This window comes from Streptomyces venezuelae, from assembly GCF_008642295.1.
Lineage (GTDB): Bacteria > Actinomycetota > Actinomycetes > Streptomycetales > Streptomycetaceae > Streptomyces > Streptomyces venezuelae_C.
Genome location: NZ_CP029190.1, coordinates 6,374,722 through 6,400,634, shown reverse-complemented (window position 1 = coordinate 6,400,634; position 25,913 = coordinate 6,374,722). Strand labels below are relative to the sequence as shown.

Genomic DNA, 25,913 nt, shown 5'->3' with positions numbered 1-25,913 from the left:
CCAGCGGTAGCTGGGGGAGAAGGGGCGGGGTGGGGGACCAATCCGCAGCGGACCCCGCGGCCGGCCACGGGGCCCCCGCCCCGCCGGGGCTCAGCGGACCAGGAGGTCCAGGAGGCGCTCCAGTTCCGCCTCCGGGTCCGCCGTCAGCCCCGTGTGCACCGGCCCCGGCTGCACCACCGTGCTCCGCGGCGCGATCAGCCACCGGAACCGCCGCCCGGCATCGTCGCCGGCCGCCTGCCCCGCGTGCTCCCCGCCCGCGCAGACCCCCTCGACCGCCCGCAGGGCGGCCCGTACGCCGGTCACATCGGCCTTCGGGTCCAGCGCCAGCAGCTTCGCCTCGGCCAGGTGCGTGCGCGCCGCCACGAAGCCGCGCGCCCGGCAGTAGACGATCACCCCCGCGTTGAAGCACTCCCCGCGCTCCATCCGCGGCACCACCCGCACCAGCGCGTACTCGAACACATCCCGCTTGGTCACCGGCTGTCGCTCTTCTTCTCGCGGGGCCGTACGGCCAGACGGTCGGCAAGCCAGCCCGGCGGCTGGGACGGGGCCTTCGCCACCGCTTCCATGGAGATCCGTTCGTGGATCGTGCCGGCCCTCGCCAGCAGCACCTCCACGTATGCGCGCCGCAGTTCATCGGTGGAGCCGAAGCCCGGCTCGTCGACCAGCCACTCGTCCGGGACGTCCGCGGCGACCTCGGTGAGGAGTTCCTCGGTGACCAGCGGGGCCAGCGCCGCCGCTGCCGCGGCGATGTCCGGCCCGACCGGGGCCAGGGCGTGGTCGGAGGCGTTGTACGCCTTGGCAGCCGCCCCCTGCGCGCCCGGCCAGTTGTGGTGCCAGATCATCGTGGCGCCGTGGTCGATCAGCCACAGTTCGCCGTGCCAGACCAGCATGTTGGGATTGCGCCAGGACCGGTCGACGTTGTTGATCAGGGCGTCGAACCAGACCACCCGGCCCGCCTCCACCGGGTCCACCGCATAGGCGAGCGGGTCGAAGCCGATCGAACCGGGAAGGTAGTCCATCCCGAGGTTCAGCCCGCCGCTCGCCTTGAGCAGTTCCTGGACCTCCTGGTCCGGCTCGCCGAGCCCGATGACCGGGTCCAGCTCGATCTGTACCAGCTCGGGAACCCGCAGACGCAGCCGCTGGGCCAGCCGCCCGCAGATGACTTCGGCGACCAGGGTCTTACGCCCCTGACCGGCTCCCGTGAATTTCATGACGTAGGTCCCGAGATCGTCGGCCTCGACGATCCCCGGGAGCGAGCCGCCCTCACGCAAGGGCGTGACATAGCGGGTCGCTACGACCTCTTCCAGCATTTTCCCAGGTCACCCATCTCTTCGGCCTTACAATCCGCGGAGACTTCTCCGGGGCGTAGAGGCAGGAATCACCGGTTCAACGGTGCTGGGGAGAATCTGGGGAGTTTCGGCAGGCGAGCCGGTCTCCCCGCTCCCCAAGCAGACCGTCGATGGTGCCGCACCCCTTGCTGCCAGCCTCCGGCATGAAGTGAGCATAGTAACCGAGGGTGATCACCGGCGAGCCTGGCTGCCGAGCCGCCACGGGCTCGCCGGTGACGGCAATACGGGCGCCGGAACATCGTCCGGCCAGTGCGGGGGCGTCGGCTACGGGTGCGCAGGCAGGGTGTGATGGACTGATGATCGTTCATCGAAAGTAGGGGGAAGAATGGCAGCCGATGAAACGGCTCTGGAAGCGTCCACTCCTGCGGACACCGCACCCGGGCCTGCGGGGAAGGCCGGCCGGGACGCGCGCCGGATCGAAGCGTGGTCGGTGGTGTGGATGCTCCTGGCCTTGGCGATCTGGGGATGGTTCGTCTTCCTGATGCTCTCCGACTACGGCCCGGAGGTGTCCTCGTACCAGGGGACCCAAGCTGTGTGCCGGGGCCCTCTGATCGAGCCGTCGCCTCAGGACAGAGTCTGCCGTGGCGACGAGCTGCGCCAGTGGCCCGCGCTGCTGGGCATCCTCGCGCTGGCGTTCGTAGCGACCGTTGCCGCTGCGGCCACCATGGTGTACGCCAAGGTCCTCTCCCGCCTGGCTCCCAATGACGGGGCAGGCACGCGGCCGCAGGCTTGAGGATGGCGCCCGGTGCGGTAGACCGGCCCGTGCCAGTGCTCTGACCGGATAGGTTCGCCGGAAGCTCGCGGTGTTCGGCACGGACGGGCCCCGCCAACCCTCTGTAGGCTGGTGATCGTCTGCGAAAGGGGTCGGGGTGAACGGCAATCCGCTGTACCACTGGACAGCGCTGGCAGTGTGCACGGCGCTCATGCTGCCGGTGCCGGTGGCGATACTGGCAGGGTGGACACCGCCGTGGATACGGAAGCGACAGGCCGGGATGCGGCTTCGCGCCTACGGCATCCTGTGCATCTACGCCCTCATGCTCGCCAACGGCATCCCCCGGATCGCCGACGCCTCCTTCGAGACGGTCACCGCGTGCATGAGCGTCGGCTTCGGCTTCACCGCCGCCGCTGCAGTCCTGTTCCTGCTCGCGGCACGCAAGGATTCAGGCGCCAGGACAGCTGGCCCTGTCGAACCTCGGGAAGGCTGACAGGCACCTCGCCGCGCCCGTCAGGCTTCGGGTTGGTCCGGATGCTGGTGCGAGGGGCGTCTGCCCCCGTTGTGTTTTTCGGGGTTCTGCCATGGGGCCGCTGGCCTCCGGGCTGGGTATGGCACTGACGCCGGGCCGGCCTCCGGCCGGGGAAAGCGTCCCTGTCGGGGAGTTTCACGGCTCCCCTCTCGTGTCCCGGGCAGAAGGCACATCCCGGCTTGCAGCCGCTCGCATCCGCGCTGACCGCGGTGACGGGGGCCGAGGTGTGGGCAGAGGGTACCCGGCAGCCCTCGCCTTGCCAGGCATTACGGCCTTCCTTGACGGCGACGGCGGCGATGACGAGCGCAACGACCGGGTCGGCCCATGCCCAGCCGAGGACCGCGTCGAGGACCTGGCCGACCAGCGGGACGGCGGAGCAGCCCCTGCGTAGTGCCGGCAGGGCACTACGCTGCGATCAGCGGGAGTCTCTTGACGCGGCATGCTCAGGGGGGTTGGGGGGTTCGCCGCGGCGGACCGAGCCAGGCGCGCGGGCGGCGGCGTGGTCGGCGATGGCAGCGGAGGAGAGCTGCCAGGGGACGCTGGTGACGGTGACGCCGGGGGTGAAGAGCAGGCGGCTTTTGAGCCAGAGGGCGGACTGGTTGTGGAGGAGGTGCTCCCACCAGTGACCGACGACGTATTCGGGGATGAAGACGGCGACGACGTCGCGGGGGCCGGCGCGCCGGATGGAGCGTACGTACTCGACGACCGGCTTTGTGATCTCGCGGTAGGGGGATTCGAGGACCTTCAGCGGTACCTCGATCTCGTAGTCGTCCCACTGCTTGCGCAGGGCGGCGATGGATTCGCGGTCGACGGCGACGGTGAGTGCTTCCAGGTGGTCGGGCCGGAAGGCGCGGGCGTAGGCCAGGGCCCGCAGGGTCGGTTTGTGGACGGTGGAGACGAGGACGATCATCTGGACGCGGGAGGGCAGCATGCTCTCGGCGCGGGCGTCCGTCACTGCGAGCTCCGCCGCGGTGTGGTCGTAGTGGCGGCGGATGCTGCGCATCATCAGCCACAGCAGGATCCCGGCGAGTACGGCGAGCCAGGCGCCCTGGGTGAATTTGGTGGCGAGCACGATCACCAGGACGAGGCCGGTGACCAGCGCGCCGGTGGCGTTGATGGTGCGGGCCAGCTGGTGACGGCGGCGCAGGGTGGGGTCGGTTTCGGTGCGCAGCTCGCGGTTCCAGTGCCGGACCATGCCGGACTGGGAGAAGGTGAAGGAGGTGAAGACGCCGAGAATGTAGAGGTGGATCAGGCTGGTGACGTTCGCCTTGTAGCCGTACAGCAGCAGGCCGGCCGCGATGGCCAGGGCGAGGATGCCGTTGGAGAAGGCGAGCCGGTCGCCGCGGTTGTGCAGCTGCCGTGGCAGGTAGCGGTGCTGGGCGAGGATCGAGGACAGCAGCGGGAAGCCGTTGAAGGCGGTGTTCGCGGCGAGGATCAGGATCAGGGCCGTGGCGGCCTGGATGTAGTAGAAGCCGATGCTATTGCTGCCGCCGAAGACGGCCGCGGCCAGCTGGGCGATGACCGTGCGCTGGGTGTAACCCTCGCAGTCGGCCAGGCCCGTGAGGCGGCAGGCGTCCTCGGCGATGTGGACCTTGGCGACGATCGCGAGTGTGGTGACGCCGGCGAACATGGTGATCGCGACGATGCCCATCGCGGCCATGGTGGTCGCGGCGTTCTTCGGCTTGGGCTTGCGGAAGGCCGGCACGCCGTTGGAGATCGCCTCCACACCCGTCAGCGCCGTACAGCCGCTGGAGAACGCGCGCAGCACCAGCATGAGCAGGGCCAGCCCGGCCAGGTCCGCATCGCCTTCCTCCGGGGTGATGCCGTACTTGGCGCTCTCGGCGACCGGGGCATCGCCCAGGAGGTAGCGCAGCAGGCCGGTGCCGACCATGATCAGCACGCCGCCGATGAACAGGTACGTGGGCGCGGCGAAGAGCCGGCCGGACTCGCGTACGCCCCGCAGGTTCATCGCGGTCAGCAGGGCCACGAAACCCAGCGCCATCAGGACCCGGTAGCCGGCCAGCGCCGGCACCGCCGAGATGATGTTGTCCACCCCGGAGGCGACGGAGACCGCCACGGTCATGACGTAGTCGACCAGCAGTGAGGCCGCGACCACCAGACCGGCCGAGGGGCCGAGGTTGGTGGATGCGACCTCGTACGAGCCGCCGCCGCTCGGGTAGGCCCGGACCACCTGGCGGTACGAGAGCACCACCACGGTCATCAGCGCCACGACCGAGGCGGCGATCCACGGGGTGAAATGCAGGTAGGCCAATCCTCCGAGGGTGAGCACCAGCAGGATCTCCTGCGTGGCGTAGGCCACCGAGGACAGCGGGTCGGACGCGAAAATCGGCAGGGCCAGCCGCTTGGGCAGGAGGGTCTCGCCCAGCTCCTCGCTGCGTCTGGCCCGCCCGATCACCAGGCGCTTCAGCATCTCCGTCGCCTTCGGCACGGCCCGAGCGTATGGCGACCACCTGAAGATCGGCACTGGTGGCGGGCATTCGGCGTACGCGTGATTGCGTGTCAGGGGGATCAGCCGGCGTGCCGCGTCTCTTCGCGGGCCGGCCCGGTGACGTAGTGCACGTACTCGCGGGACAGACGGAAACCGGCCGACCACGCCAGGAGCCGGCTGGGACGGTTGTCCCGCGAACAGCTCCAGCTCGGTACGCGTCCGCGGGCTTCGATGTCCGCGCACAGGGCGCTGACGCAGGCCAGCGCCAGGTGCCGGCGCCGGTGGCCGGGATCGGCCAGCGCGGCAACATCCTCGAAGCGGCTGCCGAGGACATAGGTGCAGGCCAGCGCGAGAACGCGGCCGTGGTCAAAGGCACCCCAGGCATGGCCGGACGCCGCGAGCCGGTCCGGTCCGCCCCAGGTGTGGTGGATCCACGCGCTGTCGGGTCCGAGGGCGGCCACGGCCGCGGTGTCGGCGGTCGTGAGCGGCCGTACCGTGACGCCGCGCGGCGGGTGGGCGGCGACGGGCGGGGCATGGTGGAGGTACACCATGCGCTCCCAGGGCTCCATCCGGGTGAACGACGCACGCAGGAGGGGCCGGAAGCGGCTGGGGGCCTCGACGTAGCTGCCGGCGAAGGGGGCCAACGCCCCCTGTTCCAGAACGTCCGGGTCACCTCGTAGCACGACGTGGTTGCCGCACGAGACGCCCATCACCCGGGGGCTGACGGCGCGGTCCGCCCACCACTGCCCTGATCCCGTGGCGAGCACGTGCTCGGCAAGAGCCGCGACACCTGGCGCACCGCCCGGAAACCACCTGGTCAAGGCGGGAAGGCGGGAGGGATCGATGGGGATCACGAAACAGACCCTTCGGGAGGTTCGGGTGGCGGCGGCCCGGACGGGGCCGCCTTTCGAGAGGGCCGGATGCGGTCATGGAGCCCGGCGGGCCGCTGACAGCGCTCCGGCGGAGTTCATCCGATGCCGGGGATGGCGGAAACCACGAGGTCGATGAGTTTGATGCCGACGAAGGGCAGCACCAGGCCGCCGAGGCCGTAGACGGCGAGGTTGCGGCGCAGCAGGTCGTGCGCGGAGGCGGGCTGGTAGCGGACGCCGCGCAGCGCGAGCGGGATCAGCGCGATGATGATCAGCGCGTTGAAGATGATCGCCGAGGTGATGGCGGACTGGGGGCTGTGCAGGCCCATGATGTTCAGCGCGCCCAGGCCCGGGTAGGCCGAGGCGAACATGGCCGGGATGATCGCGAAGTACTTGGCGACGTCGTTGGTGATGGAGAAGGTGGTCAGGGCGCCGCGGGTGATCAGGAGCTGCTTGCCGATCTCCACGATCTCGATGAGCTTGGTGGGGTTGGAGTCCAGGTCCACCATGTTCCCGGCCTCCTTGGCGGCCGAGGTACCGGAGTTCATGGCCACGCCGACGTCCGCCTGGGCCAGCGCCGGGGCGTCGTTGGTCCCGTCACCCGTCATCGCGACCAGCTTGCCGCCCGCCTGCTCCCGCTGGATGAGTGCGAGCTTGTCCTCGGGGGTGGCCTCGGCCAGGTACTCGTCCACGCCCGCCTCGGCCGCGATGGCCCTGGCGGTCAGCGGGTTGTCGCCCGTGACCATGACCGTGCGGATGCCCATCCGGCGCAGCTCCGCGAAGCGTTCACGGATGCCGTCCTTGACCACGTCCTTGAGGTGCACGATGCCCAGCACCCGCGGGCCGTCCCAGTCGTGGACGGCGACCAGCAGCGGGGTGCCGCCGGAGGCGGATACGGCCGCCGACCATTCGGCGGCCTCCGCCGGTACGGTGCCGCCGCGCATCACCACCCAGTCCATGACCTGTGCCGCCGCGCCCTTGCGGATGGCGCAGCCGGCGCCGTTGTCCCAGCTCAGGTTGACTCCGCTCATCCGGGTCTTCGCGCTGAACTCGACGAAGCGCGGATTGCTCAGCGCGCTCTCCGTCGGGGGCTGGAGGCCGTACCGGCCGGCGAGGGCGACCACGGACCGGCCCTCGGGCGTGTCGTCGGCGAGGGAGGACAGCTGGGCCGCGTCCGCGAGGGCGTGCAGGTTCTGGCCGGGCAGCGGGATAAACTCGGCGGCCTCGCGGTTGCCGAGGGTGATGGTGCCGGTCTTGTCCAGCAGCAGGGTGTTCACATCGCCGGCGGCCTCGACCGCCCGTCCTGACATGGCCAGGACGTTGCGCTGGACGAGGCGGTCCATGCCGGCGATGCCGATCGCGGAGAGCAGGGCGCCGATGGTGGTCGGGATGAGGGTGACCAGCAGGGCGACCAGGACGGTGGTGGACTGGGCGGCCTTCGCGTAGCCGGCCATGGACTGCAGGCTGACCACGACCAGGATGAAGACGATGGTGAGAGCCGCCAGCAGGATGTTGAGGGCGATCTCGTTCGGGGTCTTCTGCCGGGACGCGCCCTCCACCAGGGCGATCATGCGGTCCAGGAAGCTGTGTCCGGGACGGGAGCTGACGCGGATGACGATCGAGTCGGACAGCACGGTCGTACCGCCCGTGACCCCGGACTTGTCGCCGCCCGACTCGCGCAGGACGGGCGCGGACTCGCCGGTGACGGCGGACTCGTCGACCATGGCGGCCCCGTCCACCACGTCCCCGTCGGCCGGGATCAGTTCCCCGGCCTCGACGAGCACGAAGTCCATCGGCTGGAGCTCGGACGGGGTGACGGCCTCGGTCTCGGCACGGCCCAGATTCGTCCCGTACGTCCAGTGCTTGATCCGCAGGGCGACGGTGTCGGTGCGCGCCTTGCGCAGCGAGGCGGCCTGGGCCCGGCCGCGGCCCTCGGCCACGGCCTCGGCGAGGTTGGCGAACAGCACGGTCAGCCACAGCCAGACGCTGATCACCCACGTGAACACGGACGGGTGAAAGAGTGCCGACAAGGTGGTGAGCACCGAGCCCACCCCGACGACCAGCAGCACGGGCTTCCGGGCCAGCTCACGGGGGTGGAGCTTGCGAATCGCCTCCCGTACCGACTCGGCGAGCCGCTCGGGCTCCAGGATGTTGGCCGGCCCGGGACGGCCGCGGGGCGGCCTCGCGACCGGCGGAGGGGGCGGGCTCCCCAGGCCCGGAGGAATGTGCTGCGCTGCGGCGGGAGACATCAAGAGTCAGACCTTCGGCGGTGGAATCGGCGGGCACCCAGAGGGCCGGGCGTCGGGCGCGCATCAGCGGAGTTCGAGCCGCCGGGGACCACTCGGCATGAGCCCCCTCGGCCGTCGTCATGCGATGGTCAGGGCCCCCGGCGGCGGGAACGTGCAGGAACCTACCGTCCCGATCATGTTCGGCCCCCCCTGCGGGCAGAGGAATTGCTGCGCTCTTGACGGCGGTGCACGGAAGTCCGTCAAGGACTTGCCAGGAACGCGTCAAGGCATCGGGCGCGGGACCCGGAAGCGGAATCGGCGGGCCGCAGCCCCCTGGCCGACATGCGGCGGCGTCCGCGACACGACGCGCCTGACCGGACCATCCCGGGCGCCCGCCCTTGACTACACAGGGTCGATAGACCCAGACATGTCTGGAATGGGGAGAATTTCGCGGGATGCGGGGCGAGGCTGCCGTCAGTGACGCGTTAAGAGTTCCCATCGGGCCGTATGGAGGCCGTCAAGGTGTCTTAACGGGACGAGCGTGATGCGATGTGATCCGTATCGGCCACCCGGCCGAATCCATTTCATCACTTCTTCTTCAGGAGCTCGCGATGGCCGACCTGGCCTTCGTCCTCACCACGATCGCGGTCTTCGCGCTGGTGGGTCTCGTCGCCAAGGGGGTGACAAAGCTGTGACCGCCGAGAACATTGTCGGCCTGGTCGTGGCCGTCGCCCTGCTGGGATACCTCGTCCTGGCCCTCGTCAAGCCGGAGAGGTTCTGAGCACCGTCATGAGTTCCCAGATGGCTGGTGTGCTCCAGCTTCTTGCCCTGATCGCCGCCCTGGCCCTGGCCTACCGCCCGCTGGGCGACTACATGGCCAGGGTCTACTCCTCGGAGAAGCACTACGCTCCCGAGAAGTGGGTCTACAAGGCCATCGGCGCCAACCCGACCGCTGAAATGCGCTGGCCCGCCTACCTGCGCGGTGTCCTGGCCTTCTCCGCGGTGAGCGTCCTCTTCCTCTACGGCCTCCAGCGCCTGCAGGGCTCGCTGCCCGGCTCGCTGGGCTTTGCGTCCATCGACCCCGACCAGGCCTTCAACACGGCCGCGTCCTTCGTCGCCAACACCAACTGGCAGTCGTACTACGGCGAGCAGGCCATGGGCCACGTCGTGCAGACCGGCGGCCTGGCGGTGCAGAACTTCGTCTCGGCGGCGGTCGGCATGGCCGTGGCCGTGGCCCTCGTCCGGGGCTTCGCCCGTTCCCGTACCGGTGAGCTGGGCAACTTCTGGGCCGACCTGGTCCGCGGTGTGGTCCGCATCCTGCTGCCCATCTCGGTGGTCGGCGCCGTCATTCTCGTGGCGTGCGGTGCCATCCAGAACTTCGCCGGCATCCACGAGGTCGGCCAGTTCATGGGCGGTACGCAGCAGTGGAACGGCGGCGCGGTGGCCTCGCAGGAGGTCATCAAGGAGCTGGGCACCAACGGTGGCGGTTACTTCAACGCCAACTCCGCCCACCCCTTCGAGAACCCCAACCCGTTCTCGAACCTGTTCGAGATCTTCCTGATCCTCGTCATCCCGTTCTCGCTGACCCGGACCTTCGGCAAGATGGTCGGCTCGGTCAAGCAGGGCTACGCGATCCTCGCGACCATGGCCGTCATCTGGGTCGGCTTCGTCGCGCTGATGATGTGGACCGAGTTCGCGGGCAAGGGCCCGGCCTTCGAGGTCGCGGGCGGGGCGATGGAGGGCAAGGAGACCCGCTTCGGGATCGGCGCGTCGGCGATCTTCTCGGTCTCCACCACGCTGACCTCGACCGGTGCGGTGAACTCCTTCCACTCCTCGTACACCGGTTTCGGCGGCGGTATCCAGCTGCTGGGCATGCAGCTGGGCGAGATCGCGCCCGGCGGTGTCGGCTCCGGCCTCTACGGCATGCTGATCATGGCGATCATCGCGGTGTTCATCGCCGGCCTGATGGTCGGCCGTACGCCCGAATACCTGGGCAAGAAGATCGGCACCCGCGAGATCAAGTTCGCGGCCTGCTACATCCTGATCACCCCGGCGCTGGTGCTCGGCTTCACGGCCGCCGCCATGGCGCTGGACACCCCGGCGAACTCGATGACCAACAGCGGGGCGCACGGCTTCTCCGAGATCCTCTACGCCTACACCTCCGGAGCCAACAACAACGGTTCCGCCTTCGCGGGCCTGAACGCCGACACCCAGTGGTTCAACTCGACCATCGGCATCGCCATGCTGCTGGGCCGCTTCCTGCCCATGGTGTTCGTCCTGGCGCTGGCCGGCTCGCTGGCCGAGCAGAAGCCCGTCCCCGAGACGGCGGGCACGCTGCGCACCGACAAGCCCCTCTACACCGGGCTGCTCGTCGGAACCATCCTCATCGTCACCGGTCTGACCTACTTCCCCGCCCTCGCGCTGGGTCCGCTTGCCGAAGGGCTCGCCTCATGAGCACCACCACCCCCACCCGAGCCCCGCACGAGGACGTCCCGACCGGGCACAAGCCCCCGGCCGGACGCGTGGGCGGCGGCCTCTTCGACCCCAAGCAGCTGGTCAAGTCCTTCCCGGACGCGATCCGCAAGCTCGACCCGCGCGTCATGATCAAGTCACCGGTCATGTTCGTGGTGCTCGTCGGCTCCGTGGTCACGACCGTGCTGGCGTGTCTGGACCCGACGGACTGGTTCGGCTGGGCGATCACCGCCTGGCTGTGGCTGACCACGATCTTCGCCAACCTCGCGGAGGCCGTCGCCGAGGGCCGCGGCAAGGCGCAGGCCGACACCCTGCGCAAGGCCAAGACCGATTCCGTCGCCCGCCGCCTGACCAAGGACGGCACCGGCGAGGAGCAGGTCCCCGGCACCGACCTCAGGATCGGCGACCTGGTGGTCTGCGAGGCCGGCGACATCATCCCCGGCGACGGTGACGTCGTCGAGGGCGTGGCCTCGGTGGACGAGTCGGCGATCACCGGTGAGTCCGCCCCGGTCATCCGCGAGTCGGGCGGCGACCGCTCGGCCGTGACCGGCGGCACCAAGGTCCTCTCCGACCGCATCGTCATCAAGATCACCACCAAGCCGGGCGAGACCTTCATCGACCGGATGATCAGCCTGGTCGAGGGCGCCGCCCGGCAGAAGACCCCGAACGAGATCGCCCTCAACATCCTGCTGGCGTCCCTCACCATCGTCTTCCTGCTCGCCGTCGTGACGCTGAAGCCGTTCGCCATCTACGCCGGGGCCGACGAGCAGACCTCGCTCATCGTGCTGACCGCGCTGCTGGTCTGCCTGATCCCGACCACCATCGGTGCACTGCTCTCCGCGATCGGCATCGCCGGTATGGACCGCCTGGTCCAGCGCAACGTCCTGGCCATGTCCGGCCGGGCCGTCGAGGCCGCCGGCGACGTCTCCACCCTGCTGCTCGACAAGACCGGCACCATCACCCTCGGCAACCGCCAGGCTTCCGAGTTCGTGCCCGTCAAGGGCACCACCGCGGCCGAGCTGGCGGATGCCGCCCAGCTCTCCTCGCTCGCCGACGAGACGCCCGAGGGTCGCTCGGTCGTCGTGCTCGCCAAGGAGAAGTACGGGCTCCGGGAGCGCCACCAGGGCGAGCTGGCTCACGCCACCTGGATCGAGTTCACCGCGCAGACCCGTATGTCGGGCGTGGACGTCGACGGCAAGCAGACCCGTAAGGGTGCAACCGGATCGGTCATCGCCTGGGTCGAGGAGCAGGGCGGCACGGTCGCCGCGGACGCCCGGGAGCTCACCGACACGATCTCCCAGGCCGGCGGCACCCCGCTGCTCGTCGCCGTCAAGGACGACAAGGGTGCGCGCGTCCTGGGTGTCATCCACCTCAAGGACGTCGTCAAGGAGGGCATGCGGGAGCGGTTCGACGAGCTGCGCCGGATGGGCATCAAGACCGTCATGATCACGGGTGACAACCCGCTGACCGCGCGCGCCATCGCCGAGGAGGCGGGAGTCGACGACTTCCTCGCCGAGGCCACCCCCGAGGACAAGATGGCCCTCATCAAGCGGGAGCAGGCGGGCGGCAAGCTGGTCGCCATGACCGGTGACGGCACCAACGACGCTCCGGCCCTCGCCCAGGCGGACGTCGGCGTCGCGATGAACACCGGCACCTCGGCCGCCAAGGAGGCCGGGAACATGGTGGACCTGGACTCCAACCCCACCAAGCTCATCGAGATCGTCGAGATCGGCAAGCAGCTCCTCATCACCCGGGGCGCGCTCACCACGTTCTCGATCGCCAACGACGTCGCGAAGTACTTCGCGATCATCCCCGCGATGTTCGCGGTGGCGTACCCGGGCCTGGACAAGCTCAACATCATGGGCCTGGCCTCCCCGGAGTCGGCGATCCTCTCCGCCGTCATCTTCAACGCGCTGATCATCATCGCGCTCGTGCCGCTCGCCCTCAAGGGCGTGCAGTACCGGCCGTCCAGCGCGGACAAGATGCTCCGCCGCAACCTCGGGCTCTACGGACTGGGCGGCCTGATCGCCCCGTTCATCGGCATCAAGCTCATCGACCTGCTCATCTCCCTCATCCCTGGCATCGGGTGACCGCAATGAACACTTCCGTATCCAGCGCAGCACGGCTGCTCGGCGCGGGCCTGCGGGCCCTGCTGGTCCTCACGGTCATCTGCGGTGTGCTCTACCCGCTGGCCGTGACCGGGATCGCCCAGGCCCTGTTCAACGACAAGGCCAACGGCTCCGAGATCAAGGACAAGAGCGGCAAGGTCGTCGGCTCCGCCCTCATCGGACAGACCTACAACCTGCCCAAGCAGAACCCCGACGACCCGGAGGAGGCGGCCAAGCCGGACCTCAAGTGGTTCCAGCCGCGCCCCTCCAACGGCCTCGGCTCCAACAGCGTCAACACCCAGTACTCGCTGATCCTCTCCGGCGCCACCAACCGCTCCGCCGACAACGGCGCCGTGAACGGCCAGTGCACCAAGGACGCCGAGGAAGGCACCCTCTGCGCCCAGGTCATCGCCGCCAAGGACGCGGTCGTCGCCGACAACTCCACCGCGACCTACCAGGTCAAGCCCGAGGACGTACCGGCCGACGCCGTCACCTCCTCCGGCTCCGGCCTGGACCCGCACATCTCCCCTGCCTACGCCGAACTCCAGGTCCACCGCGTCGCCGAGCAGAACAAGCTCGACGTGAAGCAGGTCGAGAAGCTCGTCAAGGACCACACCCAGGGCCGGCCCCTCGGATTCATGGGCGAGCCCCGCGTCAACGTCCTCGAGCTCAACACCGCACTCAAGGCCCTGGTGGCCAAGGGCTGACGATACCCATCGCACAACCCGGAGCCGGCGGGGCGCGGAGTGTCCGCACCCCGTCGGCTCACGGCCGTAACTGCACCTATGGAAAGGCTGCACACCACATGACCCGGGTTCTGGTGGTGGAGGACGACCCCCAGCTCGTACGCGCACTCAAGATCAACCTCCAGGCGCGCAAGTTCGAGGTCGAGGAAGCTCCCAACGGGACGTCCGCCCTGCACCTGGCCGCTGCCCGAAACCCCGACGTGATCGTGCTCGACCTCGGGCTGCCGGACATGGACGGCATCGACGTCATCAAGAGCATCCGGGGCTGGAGCCGCGTCCCCATCCTCGTACTCTCCGCCCGGCACACCTCGGAGGAGAAGGTACGGGCCCTGGACGCCGGCGCGGACGACTACGTGACCAAACCGTTCAGCATGGACGAGCTGCTGGCCCGCCTGCGAGCCGCCAGCCGTCGTCAGGAGGCCCCTGCCGCGACGGACCGGCCCGCACTGGTGGTGACGGAGGACTTCACCGTCGACCTGGCCGCGAAGAAGGTCCACCGCGGCGACCGCACCGTACGGCTGACCCCGACGGAATGGCACCTGCTGGAGATCCTGCTCTCCCACCCCGGCCACCTCGTGACCCAGCAGCAGCTGCTCCTGGAAGTATGGGGCCCCACCTACCAGGAGAACACCAACTACCTGCGTGTCTACATGGCCCAGCTCCGGCGGAAACTGGAAGCCGACCCCTCTCACCCCCGATATCTGATCACCGAAGCGGGCATGGGGTACCGCTTCGAGCCCTGACCGGCGCAGCACCACCGACACGCACCACCACCACCTGCAACAGAGAGTCGAACCCATGGGACGCGGCAAGCTCCGGATCTACCTCGGCGCGGCGCCCGGCGTCGGCAAGACCTACGCCATGCTCTCCGAGGCGCACCGCCGGATCGAACGCGGCACCGACTGCGTCGTCGGCTTCGTGGAGCACCACCGCCGGCCGCGCACCGAGGTCATGCTCCACGGGCTGGAGATGATCGAGCGCCACGAGATCGAGTACCGGGGGACGACCTTCACCGAGATGGACGTCGACGCGCTCCTCGCCCGGCGTCCCGCGGTTGCCCTGGTGGACGAGCTGGCGCACACCAACGTCCCCGGCTCGCGCAACGCCAAGCGCTGGCAGGACGTGGAGGAGCTGCTCCAGGCCGGCATCGACGTCGTCTCCACCGTCAACATCCAGCACCTGGAATCGCTGGGTGACGTGGTGGAGACGATAACCGGGGTCCGGCAGCGGGAGACCGTCCCGGACGAGGTGGTGCGGCGGGCCGACCAGATCGAGCTGGTCGACATGTCCCCGCAGGCCCTGCGCCGCCGGATGGCCCACGGCAACATCTACAAGCCCGACAAGGTCGACGCGGCCCTCTCCAACTACTTCCGCCCGGGCAACCTCACCGCCCTGCGCGAGCTGGCCCTGCTGTGGACCGCCGACCGGGTCGACGAGTACCTGCGCGAGTACCGCGGCGAGCACAACATCCGCACCACCTGGCAGGCCCGCGAACGCATCGTCGTGGGTCTGACGGGCGGCGCGGAAGGGCGCCAGCTCATCCGGCGGGCCGCCCGGCTGGCGGAGAAGGGCGCCGGCGGTGAGGTGCTGGCCGTCTACATCGCCGCCAGTGACGGACTGACCTCGGCTTCCCCCAAGGAGCTTGCCCTCCAGCGCACCCTCGTCGAGGACCTCGGCGGCACGTTCCACCACGTCATAGGCGACGACATCTCCGATGCCCTGCTGGAGTTCGCCCGGGGGGTCAACGCCACCCAGATCGTCCTCGGCGTCAGCCGCCGCAAGCCGTGGCAGTACATCTTCGGGCCGGGCGTCAGCGCCACCGTGGCCCGCGAGTCCGGGCCGGACCTCGACGTCCACCTGGTCACCCACGACGCCGTCGCCAAGGGCCGCGGCCTGCCGATCGCCCGAGGGGCCCGGCTGGGGCGCGGGCGCACCATCTGGGCCTGGCTCACCGGCATGATCGGCCCCGCCCTGCTGACCGTGCTGCTGAGCGTCCTTCCCGAGCTCGGGCTCGCGAACGACATGCTGCTGTACCTCACCCTCACCGTCGCGGCCGCCCTCCTCGGGGGCCTGCTGCCCGCGCTGGCCTCGGCGGCCTTCGGCTCCCTGCTGCTCAACTACTTCTTCACGCCGCCGCTGCACCAGCTGACGATCTCCGACCCCCGCAACATCGTCGCCATCTCGATCTTCTTCGGCGTGGCCGTGTCCGTGGCCTCGGTGGTCGACCTCGCGGCCCGGCGCACCCACCAGGCCGCCCGGCTGCGCGCCGAGTCCGAGATCCTCTCCTTCCTCGCCGGCAGCGTGCTGCGCGGCGAGACCGCCCTGGACGCGCTCCTGGAGCGGGTCCGCGAGACCTTCGCCATGGAGTCCGTCGCCCTGCTGGAGCGAGCCGACGAGACGGAGTCCTGGACCATCGCGAGCGCCGTGGGCACGGGCCCGGTGGCCCGGCCCGAGGACGCCGACGTCGACATGCCGATCGGCGAGAACATGGCCCTCGCACTGTCCGGCCGGGTCCTGCCCGCCGAGGACCGGCGCGTGCTCGGTGCCTTCGCCGCCCAGGCCGCCGTCGTCCTCGACCGCCAGCGCCTGGTCGGCCAGGCGGAGGAAGCCCAGCGCCTCGCCGAAGCGGGCCGCATCCGCACCGCCCTGCTCGCCGCCGTCAGCCACGACCTGCGCACCCCCCTCGCCGGCATCAAGGCCTCCGTCTCCTCTCTGCGCTCCGACGACGTCGAGTGGTCCGAGGAGGACCAGGCAGTTCTGCTCAAGGGCATAGAGGAAGGCGCCGACCGGCTCAGCCACCTCATCGGCAACCTGCTCGACATGTCCCGACTCAACACCGGCACCGTCGTCCCGCTGATCCGCGAGACCGACCTCGACGAAGTCGTCCCCATGGCCCTGGGCGGCGTACCCGAGGACAGCGTGGAACTCGACATCCCCGAGACCCTGCCCATGGTCGCCGTCGACCGGGGCCTGCTGGAACGGGCCGTGGCCAACATCGTCGAGAACGCCGTGAAGTACAGCACCGACGGGGAGCCCGTCCTGATCTCGGCTAGTGCCATCGCCGACCGGGTCGAGGTACGGGTGGTCGACCGCGGGCCAGGCGTCCCCGACGAGGCCAAGGACCGCATCTTCGAGCCCTTCCAGCGGCACGGGGATGCGCCGCAGGGAGCCGGAGTCGGCCTCGGCCTCGCCGTCGCCCGCGGCTTCACCGAGGCCATCGGCGGCACCCTCACCGCCGAGGACACCCCCGGCGGCGGGCTCACGATGGTCCTCACGCTACGGGTGGCACATGACACCCCCCAGGTGGCAGCCGAGCTGCCCTCCTCGGCGGTCAGCTGACCACGGGGACCGGCTCACAGGACGGCGTGCGAAGACGAGCACGCCAGGACAACGCACAGAGCCGCCCGGCCTCCGGTATCCCTGCACCGGCAGCCGGGCGGCTCATCAGTCGGCGACGGACGCGCGGTGAACGAGTTCGCCCCGCCCCCCACGGACAGAACGACCCGGCGGCGCCTCCGTCCGGGGCACGTCCAGGCCGCGCGCCGTACGGAGACTTCCCCACGGTCTCGGCCGCGGCGCTGTCGCAAGATCATTCTGAGGCCGGCCCGCGGCCCCCGCACCCGCTCTTGACGGGTTCCTTCCGCACCGGGGGCCAACCTTGACACCCTCCTGACGGATTGTCATCCTGCCACGTCAGAGGGTCGTCAAAGCAGTGCGCCGCCCCTTGCCCGGGGTCCCGGGATGCGCTGAGATGGCGGTCGTGAACAGCGGTCCGCGCTACGAAGACCGGCCACCGTCATGGCGAAGCCGTGCCGGTGTCGCGCCGGTGTCGCCGACAGCGGCGGCTGCCTGCCCGGCCGTCTGACCCGACCGTCTGACCCGACCGCCGGCCGAACGACGCCGCGTACCCGCATCCCGCGGGCGAACCGTCCACCGGGCCACGCCTTTGCGCGTTCTCATCCTTCCCGCATGACCTGAGCCGTCCCCTGCCCCGCGCACGGGCGCCTCGGCCATGCCCTCTCACAGGAAACCGACATGTCCTCTTCCCTGTCCGGACGCACCGTCCTGGTCACCGGCTCCACCTCCGGAATCGGCTACGAGACCGCCCGACAGCTGGCCGAGCAGGGTGCGACCGTCCTGGTGCACGGCCGCACCCCCGAGGAGGCGCAGAGCGCCGCGGACCGCCTCGTCGCCACGGCCGGTATCGATTCCTCCCAACTGCACGCACTGGCAGCCGACTTCAGCCACCTCGACGAGGTCGAGTCCCTCGCCCGCGCCGTCAACCGCGAACACCCCGGCCTGTTCGCCCTCGTCAACAACGCGGCGATGGCCGCCCCCGAGCGCCACACCATCACGCCCGACGGCAACGAGATCGCCCTCCAGGTCAACTTCCTCGCCCACTACCTCCTGACCAACCTCCTCGAGGACGCCCTCACCAGCGCCCCCGGCGGCCGCGTCGTCAACGTCTCCTCCTCCCTTCACCGCACCGCCGCCATCCAGTGGAACGACCCCCACCGGCTGCGCCGCTACTCCCGCCTGGCGGCCTACGCCCAGTCGCAGCTGGCCCTCACGGTCTTCGCCGCCGACCCACGCGTGACCGCCGTCTCCGTGCACCCCGGTGTCTGCCACACCGGCCTGCTGCACCTGTACGGCCAGGAGGGCGAGTCCGCCGCCGAGGGCGCCGCGCACGTCGTACGGCTCGTCGACCCGGCCACCGAGATCGTCAACGGCGCCTACTACGACCGCGACCAGCGCGTGGCTCCCGCGCCCGCCGCCACCGAGGAGCGCACCGTCAAGCGCCTCACCAAGCTCGCCGACCTCCTCGTCGGCCACACCGCCTGAAGAGGCACCGGCAGAAGGGCTCCACCACCATGTCCAAGCGCGCCCGCAAGAAGAAGGCCCGCCGCAAGAAGGCCGCCAACCACGGCAGCAAGGCCGGCCAGCGCTAAGCGGCCCCGGGGAAGTGGGGTGCGTTTCCGCGTCGTCCGGTGCATGGGGTCTCCCCAGGCCCGAAGGGCCGAGGGGAAGCATCGGCGTGCTGCCGCACCGCCCTCGTACCGGACGTACTTGGGCGATGCGGCAGTGTGGTGAGGTGCCGGGTGGCGCGGGGGCGTGCCTCACTTCCCCGAGGCCGCTTGGGCACTGCCCCTCCCCGCGGGGCGGCCCTCCGTCCAGGGCCGCCCCGCAGCCATGCCCGCGCACCGAAGGAAGATTCCGTGATCATTCTCCCGGCCAGGCAGCTGCCGGCCCTGATCCGCTGGTTCCCGGCCGGGTCGCCGGGCCCCGCCACCCTGACCGAGCACCTGCTGGCCACCCAGGCCGGCACGTGGTGGGCGGACCGCGCCGTACGTCCCCGAGTCATAGCGGCGGAGTGCGGGGAGCACGTCCTGCTGCGCGGCGACCCGAGCGCGCTGGAACCCGCCGACCTGGCTCCGTTCGCCAACACCTCCATCGAGGCGCCGGACCGCTTCCGTCCGCTGCTCGACAGCGCGTTCGACCAGATCAGGCCCTGGCCGCGGATCGTGCACGTCAAGCGCTCCGCCTCGCCGGCCGCCCGGCCGCCGCTGGACGTGACCGTACGGCGGCTCACCACACGTGACACCCTCGCCCTGCGCCGGCTCCCCGCCGCGATGAGCTGGGTACACCGCACGTGGGGCGGCCCGCAGGCCCTCGCCCGCTCCGGCTACGCCTGGGCCGCACTCCACCGCGACCGGATCGTCGCCCTCGCCTGCACCTACTTCCTGGGCACGGTGTACGAGGAGATCGCCTGCGTCACGGTGCCCGACCCGCGCCTCCAGCACCTGGGACCGGCCTGCGTCAACGCACTGTGCTCCGACATCGCCGCCCGCCGCCGTACGCCCAGCTGGACCTGCCCCGCCGGCGACCGCAGCACCCGCCACCTCGCTCTGAGCGCCGGCTTCCGTCCGGAGTACGAGTACACCCACCACGCCGTGGGAGGCGCGGCCGCACCGGCGGACGGCGCCCGGCGGCGCGCCGGTCAGCCGGCGGCACGGTCCTGACGCACCCCGAGTGGCCTCCGGCCCTCACGCGGGTCGGCTCACGTGGCGAGCGCCAGGCGCGTCTCCTCCAGGTCCAGGGAACGCTGGAGCCGCCTGCGCGTGGTGTCACTGATCCGGCGGGCATCGTAGAGGCGCTCCAGTTCGGCGGTCTCGACCGCGATCAGGTCGCGGCGCAGCCGGCGGTAGGCGTGATCGGCCGAGGCGGCCGGGTCGGCGTCCTCGAGCCGGTCGCGGGCGTGTTCGAGGCGTGCCTGGAGGCTGCGGCGCAGCCGGTCGGCCACCGCGTCCGGCACGGCTTCGAGCTCGGTCAGCTCGTCGAGCCGCCGGATGCCCGCGGTGGCCAGGGCGCAGCGGGCCGAGGCCTCCTCCCGCTCGGTGTGGTCCGGTTCGAGGGCGATGCCGGACCGCTCGACCACCCGGGCCAGGGAGAAGCCCTGGACCACGAGGGTGAGCACCACGACGGAGGTGGTGAGGACCAGGACCAGCGGCCGCTCGGCGAGGGGGGTGCCGTCCTCGGCGGCGACGGGGATGGCGAGGGCGGCGGCCAGCGGTACGACGCCCCGGGTGCCGGCCCAGGTGAGCACGGCCGGCATCCGCCAGGAGGGCGGTGTCCCGGCTTGGCGCTGGACGACGGCTGCCAGCGGCAGTACCCACAGCAGGCGTACGGCCATCAGCGTCAGGGCCATGGCCAGCGCGTAGAGGGGCCAGAGCCGGTCGCGGTCCGTGAGCGCGGCGACCTGGCCGGGCAGCGTGAGGCCGATGAGGCTGAACACCACGCTCTCCAGGAGGAAGACCACGGTCCCCTGCACGGCGTGCAGTTGGAGCCGGATGGGGGCGTCCGTGAGCCGGTCGGCCACGCTGCCCAGCATGACGCCCGCGACGACCACCGAGGTGATCCCGGAGGCGTGGACGGATTCGGCGAGCACGTACGCCACATACGGCGTGAGCAGGGCGATGACGGTCTCCAGGACCGGGTCCTCGGTCCGCTCACGGATCCGGGACACCAGCCACGCCACCGCGGCGCCGATGAGCGTGCCGCCCCCGGCCAGGACCAGGAACCCGCCGCCCGCGGACTGCCAGGACGCCCCTCCGACCGCCACGGCGCCGACCACTGCCACGCGGAAGAGCACCAGGGAGGTCGCGTCGTTGAACAGGCTCTCGGCCTGCACGAGGACCTGCACCCGGGGCGGCAGCGAGAGCCTCCGGCCGAGGGCGGTGACGGCCACCGGGTCGGTGCTGGCCAGGACGGATCCGAGGACCAGGGCCATGGGCCAGGAGAGCGGGGTGAGCCACGAGGCGACCGCGCCGACCGCCGCGGCGGAGGCCAGCACCAGGCCCACGGCCAGTACGCCGACCGGCTTCCACACCACCCGCAGCTCGCGCCAGGAGAGTTCCTCCGCTCCGGCGTACAGCAGGGGCGGCAGGACCACGAGGCTGATCGCCTCGGGGCTGACGTGGATCTCGGGCGTGCCGGGGACCAGGGCGACGGCGAGTCCGGCGAGGACGAGCAGCGGAGGGGCGGGGATGCGCCAGCGCCGGGCGCCGGTGGCCACGGCGGTGGCCAGCACCACGAGAAACAGGACCGTGCTGACACTGCGCACGCGGATCCCCCGTTCGATCGACGCGGGCCACGTGCCTCGCGACGCCGACCAGGCTTCCCGGCACTCCGCGTTCACTCTATCGGGCACACGGCTGCCAACGCAGCGTCAATATTCCATGTCCGGGCCGCCAGAATGCCGTCAGGGGTTGTGGCTTGCGCTCGCGCTGTGCCGTTCTCTGGGGTTCGCTGGGGCGGCGCGCACCGGTCTGGCGGGCGCGGGCACGGTCACACGGGGAAGCGAGACGGACTGTGAGTGTGGAGAAAGTAGTCGGCGTTCTGATCGCCGTCAGCCTGATCGGCTACCTGGTACGCGCCTGGTCGCACCCAGAAGGACACTGAGTGATGGCTCACTCGGCACAACTGGCGGGAACCGGACCCCCCAGGGCGGTCACCCGCACCGGCCGGCTCAAGGTCTTCCTCCGTGCGGCCCCGGGAGTGGGCAAGACGTACCGCAAGCCCGACGAGGCCATGCTCGACGGGCTGGACGTGCTCCCCCGCAGGGAGTGCGCGTACCGCGGCTCCCGGTACGCGGAGCTGGACCTGGCCGGTGTGCCGGCCCGGCAACCGCCCGGCCTCCCGGTGCTCGTGACCGCGAGCGCGCTCGCCGGGCGCGTGGAGATACGCATCACGGACCGGGGACCCGGCCTCGCGACGGCTGACCACGAGCGTCTCTTCGAGCCGTTCCAACGCCTGGGCGACCAGGACAACTCGGCGGGGCTCGGTCTGCCTGTCCCTTGCCAAGGGCCTCACCGAAGCGATGAGCGGGACTCTGGCACCTGAGGACACCCCCGGAGGGGGCTGACCATGGTGCTCTCCCTTCCGGCGGCCTGATGGTGCGCGGCGGCATCCGCACGGCGCGGGGCAGGCGGATGTCGCCGCGGGCAGAAAGAGGTCCTCATCTGACGTGAGATCAGGCGCGCCGGAGGGTGCGCCGAGTCCTCCGGCTTCCTTGCGGTGCCCCTTTGGAGAAGCCAACCGCAGGGACGGTGGGGCTCACGCCACTCCGAGCCGCCACAGCGACGTGACCTCTGCCGCGCGGAACCTGTGCAAGGGATCCGACGGGTCCTTCGCACGGCGGTGGCGGGGTTCGGTGGCCTTGCGGGACAGCACGCGCAGGCCCGCCGCCGTGATCGTGTCCGCCAGCTCGGTGCGCTCACGCAGTCCGAGGCGTTCGGGCAGATCCGAGAGGATCAGCCAGCCTTCGCCACCCGGCTCCAGATGGCCCGGGAGCCCCGTGAGGAAGCGCTTCAGGGTCCGGCTGTCCTGGTCGTACACCGCCTGGTCGAGCAGCGTGCGGGGGTGGCCGGGGAGCCAGGGCGGGTTGCAGACGATCAGGTGGGCGCGACCTTCCGGGAAGAGGTCGGCGTGTCGTACGTCGATCGTGTCCGCCAGACCGAGACGTGAGGCGTTGTCGCGGGCACAGGCCACGGCGCGCGCTTCGTGGTCGGTGGCGATGATGCGGCGCAGCCCGCGCCGGGCCAGGACGACGGACAGTACGCCGGTGCCGGTGCCGATATCGAAGGCCCTGTCGCCCAAAGGCAGCGTTGTCTCGGCCACCAGGTCGACGTACTCCCCACGGACCGGGGAGAAGACGCCGTAGTGCGGGTGGATGCGGCCACCGCCGAGTGCAGGGACCTCCACCCCCTTCTTGCGCCACTCGTACGCGCCGATCACGCCCAGCAGTTCCCGCAGCGAGCCGACGCCGGGCCCTGCGCACGGGCCGTACGCCTGGGTGCATGCTTCCTGTACCCAGGGCGCGCGTCGCAGCGGGATCCTCCAGTCGCTCTCGTACGGAATGAGCAGCCGGCCCAGCAGCCGTGCCCGGCGCGACTGCTCCTCGCGGTGCAACCGGAACATCTCGGCCGGGGTCCGGCCGACGGCCGGACCCCGGCGCTCGACGCGGCGGCCCAGAGCGGCGAGGAGACTGCGCGCACCGGGATAGTCGCCGCGCCACAGGACGGCGTTGCCCTCACCGATCAGACGGTGTACGGCGGCGACGCCGGCGGTGTCGTCGACGGTGACGATGCGCCTCGGGGGTGGCGCTCCGTTGGCCGAGTACAGCCGAGGGGACGCCTTCCGCGCACCCTTCACCGTCCATGTCATCGCTTGTGCGGTCACCGATATCAACTCCCTTGAGAGCCGATTCTCGACGCCCGGCAACCGACCTGGGCGATTCCGAACGGGACCTTCTCGCCGTTTTGACGTGCTGCTGACACCTGGCCCCTGACCCGGCACGCCCCGGACCGCCAGGGCCGCGGCCAGTGGTACGAGGCCCCGCGTACCCGCCCAGGTGAGGACGGCGGGAGACCTTCAGGACGGCCGGCCGCCCGAGTCGCGGGCAGCGGCTCCCGGCAGGACGACGGAGGTGAGGATCAGGCCGTACCGGACGAGCCAGCGGCCGGGGAAGGCGCCGTCGTGCAGGCCGCAGGCCAGGGCTTCGAGCTCGGGCGCGGGGACGAGCAGGCGGGCCCGGAAGGTTCCGCCGGCCGGGTCCAGGGTGATGTCGGCCTGCTGGAACTCCAGTTCCCGGCCGGTCAGCGGGTACCAGGTCTTGAAGACGCTCTCCTTGATGCTGAACAGCAGCCGGTCCCAGCACACTTCGGGACTCCTGGACCCGAGGTCGAGGATTTCGCGGAGTTCGGCAGCAGTGGCGATCGCGGCAAGCACCCCTGCCGGGAGGGGCACGTTGGGTTCGGCGTCGATGCCCAGGGAAACCACGTCCTGTGCGGTCGCCACGGCGGCCGCCCGGTAGCCGGGGCAGTGGGTGAGGCTGCCGACGACGCCGGCCGGCCATTCGGGGGCTCCGCGCCTGCCGCGGACCAAGGGCACGGGTGACAGGCCGAGGCCTCCGAGCGCTCTGCGTGCGCACATCCGTACGGTGGCGAACTCGCGCCGGCGGGCCTCCGTCGCGGTGGCCACACCCTGCGCCTCGGCAGGGAACAGCACCGATTCCGCGTCCCAGACCTGGTCTCCGTACACCGCGTCGGTGACGACCGTGGCCGGCACGATCCGCTCGATCACGTTCCCCGTTCCCGCTTTCCCGCTTTCCTGATCCCGGCCTTCCGTGTCAGGCCGCACCACCGGTAAGCGGTGCCCTGCCGCTGCCACGACGACTCACGATAGGGCGCCGGGTGGCCGGTGACCGGGCTCGCGACAGCGGTCTGGGGTCCGTGCTGGGGGTTCTACCGGGGTGGGCGCTCGCGCGGTGGGCGAGGCTCGTGCCGACACACGTCCGCGACCGTCACCGCTCCCGCCGCGGCGCGGCGCGGCGCCGGTGCGCGCCGACCCCGAAGGGAGTGCGGGAGCAATGTCCCAGCCTCGTTGGAAGCGGTCCGGCTTGCCGGCCCGTCTGCCGGACCTCCGCAGCAGGTCCTTGGTGTACCTGACCGGCTGTCTGGTCTTCTCGGCGGGCGCCGCCTGCTTCATCCGGGCCGATCTCGGCACCGACCCGCTCGATGTCTTCGCCCTGGGGCTGCTCCGCCACGTGACCGCCACGATCGGCATCGCGCAGGCCCTGGTCGCCGTGGTGTGCATCGCGGTGTGGGCGTTGTGGAACCGGCGCCGCCCGGTCGTCTCCCCGTTCGTCACCTTCTTCCTCTGCGGAAGCCTGATCGACATCCTGCGGGCCGTTGACGCGGCGGGGCTCCTGCCGGTGCACCGGGCCGTTCTGATGCTCATCGGCGTGCTGCTGTGCACCTACGGTTCGGCCCTGATCATCATGAGCGGTCTGGGGATCCGCGCCATGGACCTGGTCGCCATCACGATGACGCAGCGGTGGAAGTGGCCCTTCTGGGCGGCCAAGGGGAGCCTGGAGCTGGTGCTGCTCGGCAGCGGGTGGCTGATGGGCGGGCCGGTGGGGCTCGGCACGGTGTGCTTCCTGGTGTTCGTCGACACCTTGATCCAGCCCTGTATGCGGCTGACCACGCGGCTGTTCGCGCTGCGCGACTACGGGCTGGAAGCGCCCGCGCCGGCCCGCCGTGGCCTTGAGGCGCCGTCATGGAGCGCCTAGCGGACAGGTGGGTCCTGCGGCCGCCCCGGGAGCGGGCCGGCCGCATACGGCTGATCTGTGTGCCCTACGCCGGCGGAAGCGCTGCCGCGTTCCACGGCTGGGGAGACGTCCTGCCGCCCGCGGTCGAACCGTGGGCGCTGCGGCTGCCCGGACGGGACGCCCGGATCCGGGAACCCCTCGGCACGGATCTGCGGGCGGTGGCCGTCGAAGCGGCCGAGGCACTGGCCGGCCTGCTCGGCGACGAGCCGTTCGCCCTCTTCGGGCACAGCCTCGGGGCCTGGCTCGCCTACGAGATCGCCCATGAGCTCGGCCGGAAGTGGGATCTGCACCCCGCGTTGCTCGCCGTTTCCGCGAGCAACGCGCCCTCGGCGCGCCGTCGCCCGCGCACGTCCGTGCACCGGCTGCCCGACCTGGAGCTCCTGGAGGCACTGGACTCCCGGTACGGGGCGATCCCGCCGGTCATCCGGGAGGATCCCCAGCTGCGGGCTGTGTACCTGCCGGTCCTGCGCGCCGACGTGACGATGCTGGAGACGTACGAGTTCCCCGCGGGCCGGCTGCTGCCCTGCCCGGTGCTGGCCTACGGCGGCACGGAGGACCGGGAGACCAGTGCCGAGGGGCTCGCGGCGTGGGGTGCGCTGACTGGCGCCGGCTCCGGTGTCACCCTGCTGCCCGGCGGGCATTTCTTCCTCCAGCCCGAGCGGGCCCGCCTGCTCGGGCACCTGGCACCGGAGCTGCTGCACGTCCTGATCCCCTGACGCCGCGCACACTCCGCACGGACGAGGCCCCGCCGGCAAGCCGGCGGGGCCTCGTCCCATCGGG

Annotated in this window: 21 protein-coding genes and 1 pseudogene; 14 read left to right on the top strand and 8 right to left on the bottom strand. The window is 70.9% G+C overall.

Annotated features, from left to right (window positions below; all coding sequences use genetic code 11):
- Positions 1–90: 90 nt before the first annotated feature.
- Both DEJ50_RS28740 and DEJ50_RS28735 read right to left on the bottom strand, forming a co-directional pair.
- Positions 91–474, bottom strand: coding sequence for a DUF3037 domain-containing protein (locus tag DEJ50_RS28740; RefSeq protein ID WP_150210977.1), 384 nt, complete (start codon positions 472–474; stop codon positions 91–93).
- Complete coding sequence (locus tag DEJ50_RS28735) at positions 471–1,310, bottom strand: HipA family kinase (RefSeq protein ID WP_190344747.1); 840 nt, start codon at positions 1,308–1,310, stop codon at positions 471–473. Before DEJ50_RS28735 ends, DEJ50_RS28740 begins: the two co-directional genes overlap by 4 nt.
- Positions 1,311–1,674: 364 nt before the next feature.
- Between DEJ50_RS28735 and DEJ50_RS28725 the strand changes: the two genes are divergently transcribed.
- Entirely contained in the window at positions 1,675–2,082 is a 408-nt protein-coding gene (locus DEJ50_RS28725) for a hypothetical protein (RefSeq protein WP_150210976.1), read from the top strand.
- A 136-nt stretch (positions 2,083–2,218) separates the two neighbouring features.
- The gene (locus tag DEJ50_RS28720; RefSeq protein ID WP_150210975.1) at positions 2,219–2,554 is read left to right on the top strand and encodes a hypothetical protein; all 336 of its coding nucleotides are present in this window, start codon (positions 2,219–2,221) and stop codon (positions 2,552–2,554) included.
- 454 nt (positions 2,555–3,008) lie between these two features.
- Here the strand turns inward: DEJ50_RS28720 and DEJ50_RS28710 are convergent, their stop codons facing one another.
- The 3 genes from DEJ50_RS28710 to kdpB (DEJ50_RS28700) all read right to left on the bottom strand — a co-directional run bounded on the left by DEJ50_RS28710 (position 3,009) and on the right by kdpB (DEJ50_RS28700) (position 8,160).
- Positions 3,009–5,024, bottom strand: coding sequence for an APC family permease (locus DEJ50_RS28710; protein WP_150212417.1), 2,016 nt, complete (start codon positions 5,022–5,024; stop codon positions 3,009–3,011).
- Positions 5,025–5,122: 98 nt separating this feature from the next.
- Positions 5,123–5,752, bottom strand: coding sequence for a GNAT family N-acetyltransferase (locus DEJ50_RS28705; RefSeq protein WP_411757649.1), 630 nt, complete (start codon positions 5,750–5,752; stop codon positions 5,123–5,125).
- Positions 5,753–6,009: 257 nt separating this feature from the next.
- A complete protein-coding gene (kdpB, locus tag DEJ50_RS28700; protein WP_150210973.1) occupies positions 6,010–8,160 on the bottom strand; it encodes a potassium-transporting ATPase subunit KdpB in 2,151 nt (716 codons plus the stop codon).
- 530 nt (positions 8,161–8,690) lie between these two features.
- On the opposite strand from kdpB (DEJ50_RS28700), the gene DEJ50_RS34135 reads away from it, so the two are divergent.
- From DEJ50_RS34135 to DEJ50_RS28660, 9 genes are all read left to right on the top strand, one after another.
- Positions 8,691–8,834 carry a hypothetical protein gene (locus tag DEJ50_RS34135; RefSeq protein WP_190345098.1) on the top strand — a complete coding sequence of 48 codons (144 nt, stop codon included), beginning with the start codon at positions 8,691–8,693 and terminating at the stop codon, positions 8,832–8,834.
- Positions 8,831–8,920 (top strand): K(+)-transporting ATPase subunit F, encoded by a 90-nt coding sequence (gene kdpF / locus DEJ50_RS28695; protein ID WP_018845955.1) that lies wholly within the window; start codon positions 8,831–8,833, stop codon positions 8,918–8,920. The genes DEJ50_RS34135 and kdpF overlap by 4 nt, the downstream gene beginning before the upstream one ends.
- An 8-nt stretch (positions 8,921–8,928) precedes the next feature.
- Positions 8,929–10,593, top strand: coding sequence for a potassium-transporting ATPase subunit KdpA (kdpA, locus tag DEJ50_RS28690; RefSeq protein ID WP_150210972.1), 1,665 nt, complete (start codon positions 8,929–8,931; stop codon positions 10,591–10,593).
- Positions 10,590–12,701, top strand: coding sequence for a potassium-transporting ATPase subunit KdpB (gene kdpB, locus DEJ50_RS28685; protein WP_150210971.1), 2,112 nt, complete (start codon positions 10,590–10,592; stop codon positions 12,699–12,701). Before kdpA ends, kdpB (DEJ50_RS28685) begins: the two co-directional genes overlap by 4 nt.
- Positions 12,702–12,706: 5 nt before the next feature.
- Positions 12,707–13,426, top strand: a complete 720-nt coding sequence (locus DEJ50_RS28680) for a potassium-transporting ATPase subunit C (protein ID WP_150210970.1) — start codon at positions 12,707–12,709, stop codon at positions 13,424–13,426.
- 98 nt (positions 13,427–13,524) lie between these two features.
- Complete coding sequence (locus DEJ50_RS28675; protein WP_150210969.1) at positions 13,525–14,208, top strand: response regulator; 684 nt, start codon at positions 13,525–13,527, stop codon at positions 14,206–14,208.
- A 55-nt stretch (positions 14,209–14,263) separates the two neighbouring features.
- Positions 14,264–16,804: a sensor histidine kinase gene (locus DEJ50_RS28670; protein ID WP_150210968.1), complete on the top strand. Its 2,541-nt coding sequence runs from the start codon at positions 14,264–14,266 to the stop codon at positions 16,802–16,804.
- A 696-nt stretch (positions 16,805–17,500) separates the two neighbouring features.
- Positions 17,501–18,307, top strand: coding sequence for an SDR family NAD(P)-dependent oxidoreductase (locus tag DEJ50_RS28665; RefSeq protein ID WP_150210967.1), 807 nt, complete (start codon positions 17,501–17,503; stop codon positions 18,305–18,307).
- Between the two features lie 374 nt (positions 18,308–18,681).
- The gene (locus DEJ50_RS28660) at positions 18,682–19,485 is read left to right on the top strand and encodes a GNAT family N-acetyltransferase (protein WP_150210966.1); all 804 of its coding nucleotides are present in this window, start codon (positions 18,682–18,684) and stop codon (positions 19,483–19,485) included.
- A gap of 38 nt (positions 19,486–19,523) precedes the next feature.
- On the opposite strand, the gene DEJ50_RS28655 is transcribed toward DEJ50_RS28660, so the two are convergent.
- Positions 19,524–21,086 (bottom strand): Na+/H+ antiporter, encoded by a 1,563-nt coding sequence (locus DEJ50_RS28655; protein ID WP_150210965.1) that lies wholly within the window; start codon positions 21,084–21,086, stop codon positions 19,524–19,526.
- A gap of 560 nt (positions 21,087–21,646) precedes the next feature.
- On the opposite strand from DEJ50_RS28655, the pseudogene DEJ50_RS34130 reads away from it, so the two are divergent.
- Positions 21,647–21,916 (top strand): annotated as a pseudogene (locus tag DEJ50_RS34130) (sensor histidine kinase); the annotation flags it as partial.
- Positions 21,917–22,078: 162 nt separating this feature from the next.
- On the opposite strand, the gene DEJ50_RS28645 reads toward DEJ50_RS34130, so the two are convergent.
- Positions 22,079–23,188 carry a methyltransferase gene (locus DEJ50_RS28645; RefSeq protein WP_150212416.1) on the bottom strand — a complete coding sequence of 370 codons (1,110 nt, stop codon included), beginning with the start codon at positions 23,186–23,188 and terminating at the stop codon, positions 22,079–22,081.
- A gap of 207 nt (positions 23,189–23,395) precedes the next feature.
- Positions 23,396–24,106, bottom strand: a complete 711-nt coding sequence (locus DEJ50_RS28640; protein ID WP_190344745.1) for a 4'-phosphopantetheinyl transferase — start codon at positions 24,104–24,106, stop codon at positions 23,396–23,398.
- Positions 24,107–24,392: 286 nt separating this feature from the next.
- On the opposite strand from DEJ50_RS28640, the gene DEJ50_RS28635 reads away from it, so the two are divergent.
- The gene (locus DEJ50_RS28635) at positions 24,393–25,094 is read left to right on the top strand and encodes a YczE/YyaS/YitT family protein (protein ID WP_190344743.1); all 702 of its coding nucleotides are present in this window, start codon (positions 24,393–24,395) and stop codon (positions 25,092–25,094) included.
- Complete coding sequence (locus DEJ50_RS28630) at positions 25,082–25,849, top strand: thioesterase II family protein (RefSeq protein ID WP_150210964.1); 768 nt, start codon at positions 25,082–25,084, stop codon at positions 25,847–25,849. Before DEJ50_RS28635 ends, DEJ50_RS28630 begins: the two co-directional genes overlap by 13 nt.
- Positions 25,850–25,913 lie beyond the last annotated feature (64 nt).

Bases quoted from the DNA above. Each gene is read 5' to 3' on its own strand.
- DEJ50_RS28735 (WP_190344747.1), bottom strand. From the start codon at position 1,310: ATGCTGGAAGAGGTCGTAGCGACCCGCTATGTCACGCCCTTGCGTGAG.
- DEJ50_RS28725 (WP_150210976.1), top strand. From the start codon at position 1,675: ATGGCAGCCGATGAAACGGCTCTGGAAGCGTCCACTCCTGCGGACACC.
- DEJ50_RS28710 (WP_150212417.1), bottom strand. From the start codon at position 5,024: ATGCTGAAGCGCCTGGTGATCGGGCGGGCCAGACGCAGCGAGGAGCTG.
- DEJ50_RS28705 (WP_411757649.1), bottom strand. From the start codon at position 5,752: ATGGGCGTCTCGTGCGGCAACCACGTCGTGCTACGAGGTGACCCGGAC.
- kdpB (WP_150210973.1), bottom strand. From the start codon at position 8,160: ATGTCTCCCGCCGCAGCGCAGCACATTCCTCCGGGCCTGGGGAGCCCG.
- kdpA (WP_150210972.1), top strand. From the start codon at position 8,929: ATGAGTTCCCAGATGGCTGGTGTGCTCCAGCTTCTTGCCCTGATCGCC.
- kdpB (WP_150210971.1), top strand. From the start codon at position 10,590: ATGAGCACCACCACCCCCACCCGAGCCCCGCACGAGGACGTCCCGACC.
- DEJ50_RS28680 (WP_150210970.1), top strand. From the start codon at position 12,707: ATGAACACTTCCGTATCCAGCGCAGCACGGCTGCTCGGCGCGGGCCTG.
- DEJ50_RS28675 (WP_150210969.1), top strand. From the start codon at position 13,525: ATGACCCGGGTTCTGGTGGTGGAGGACGACCCCCAGCTCGTACGCGCA.
- DEJ50_RS28670 (WP_150210968.1), top strand. From the start codon at position 14,264: ATGGGACGCGGCAAGCTCCGGATCTACCTCGGCGCGGCGCCCGGCGTC.
- DEJ50_RS28665 (WP_150210967.1), top strand. From the start codon at position 17,501: ATGTCCTCTTCCCTGTCCGGACGCACCGTCCTGGTCACCGGCTCCACC.
- DEJ50_RS28645 (WP_150212416.1), bottom strand. From the start codon at position 23,188: ATGACATGGACGGTGAAGGGTGCGCGGAAGGCGTCCCCTCGGCTGTAC.
- DEJ50_RS28635 (WP_190344743.1), top strand. From the start codon at position 24,393: ATGTCCCAGCCTCGTTGGAAGCGGTCCGGCTTGCCGGCCCGTCTGCCG.
- DEJ50_RS28630 (WP_150210964.1), top strand. From the start codon at position 25,082: ATGGAGCGCCTAGCGGACAGGTGGGTCCTGCGGCCGCCCCGGGAGCGG.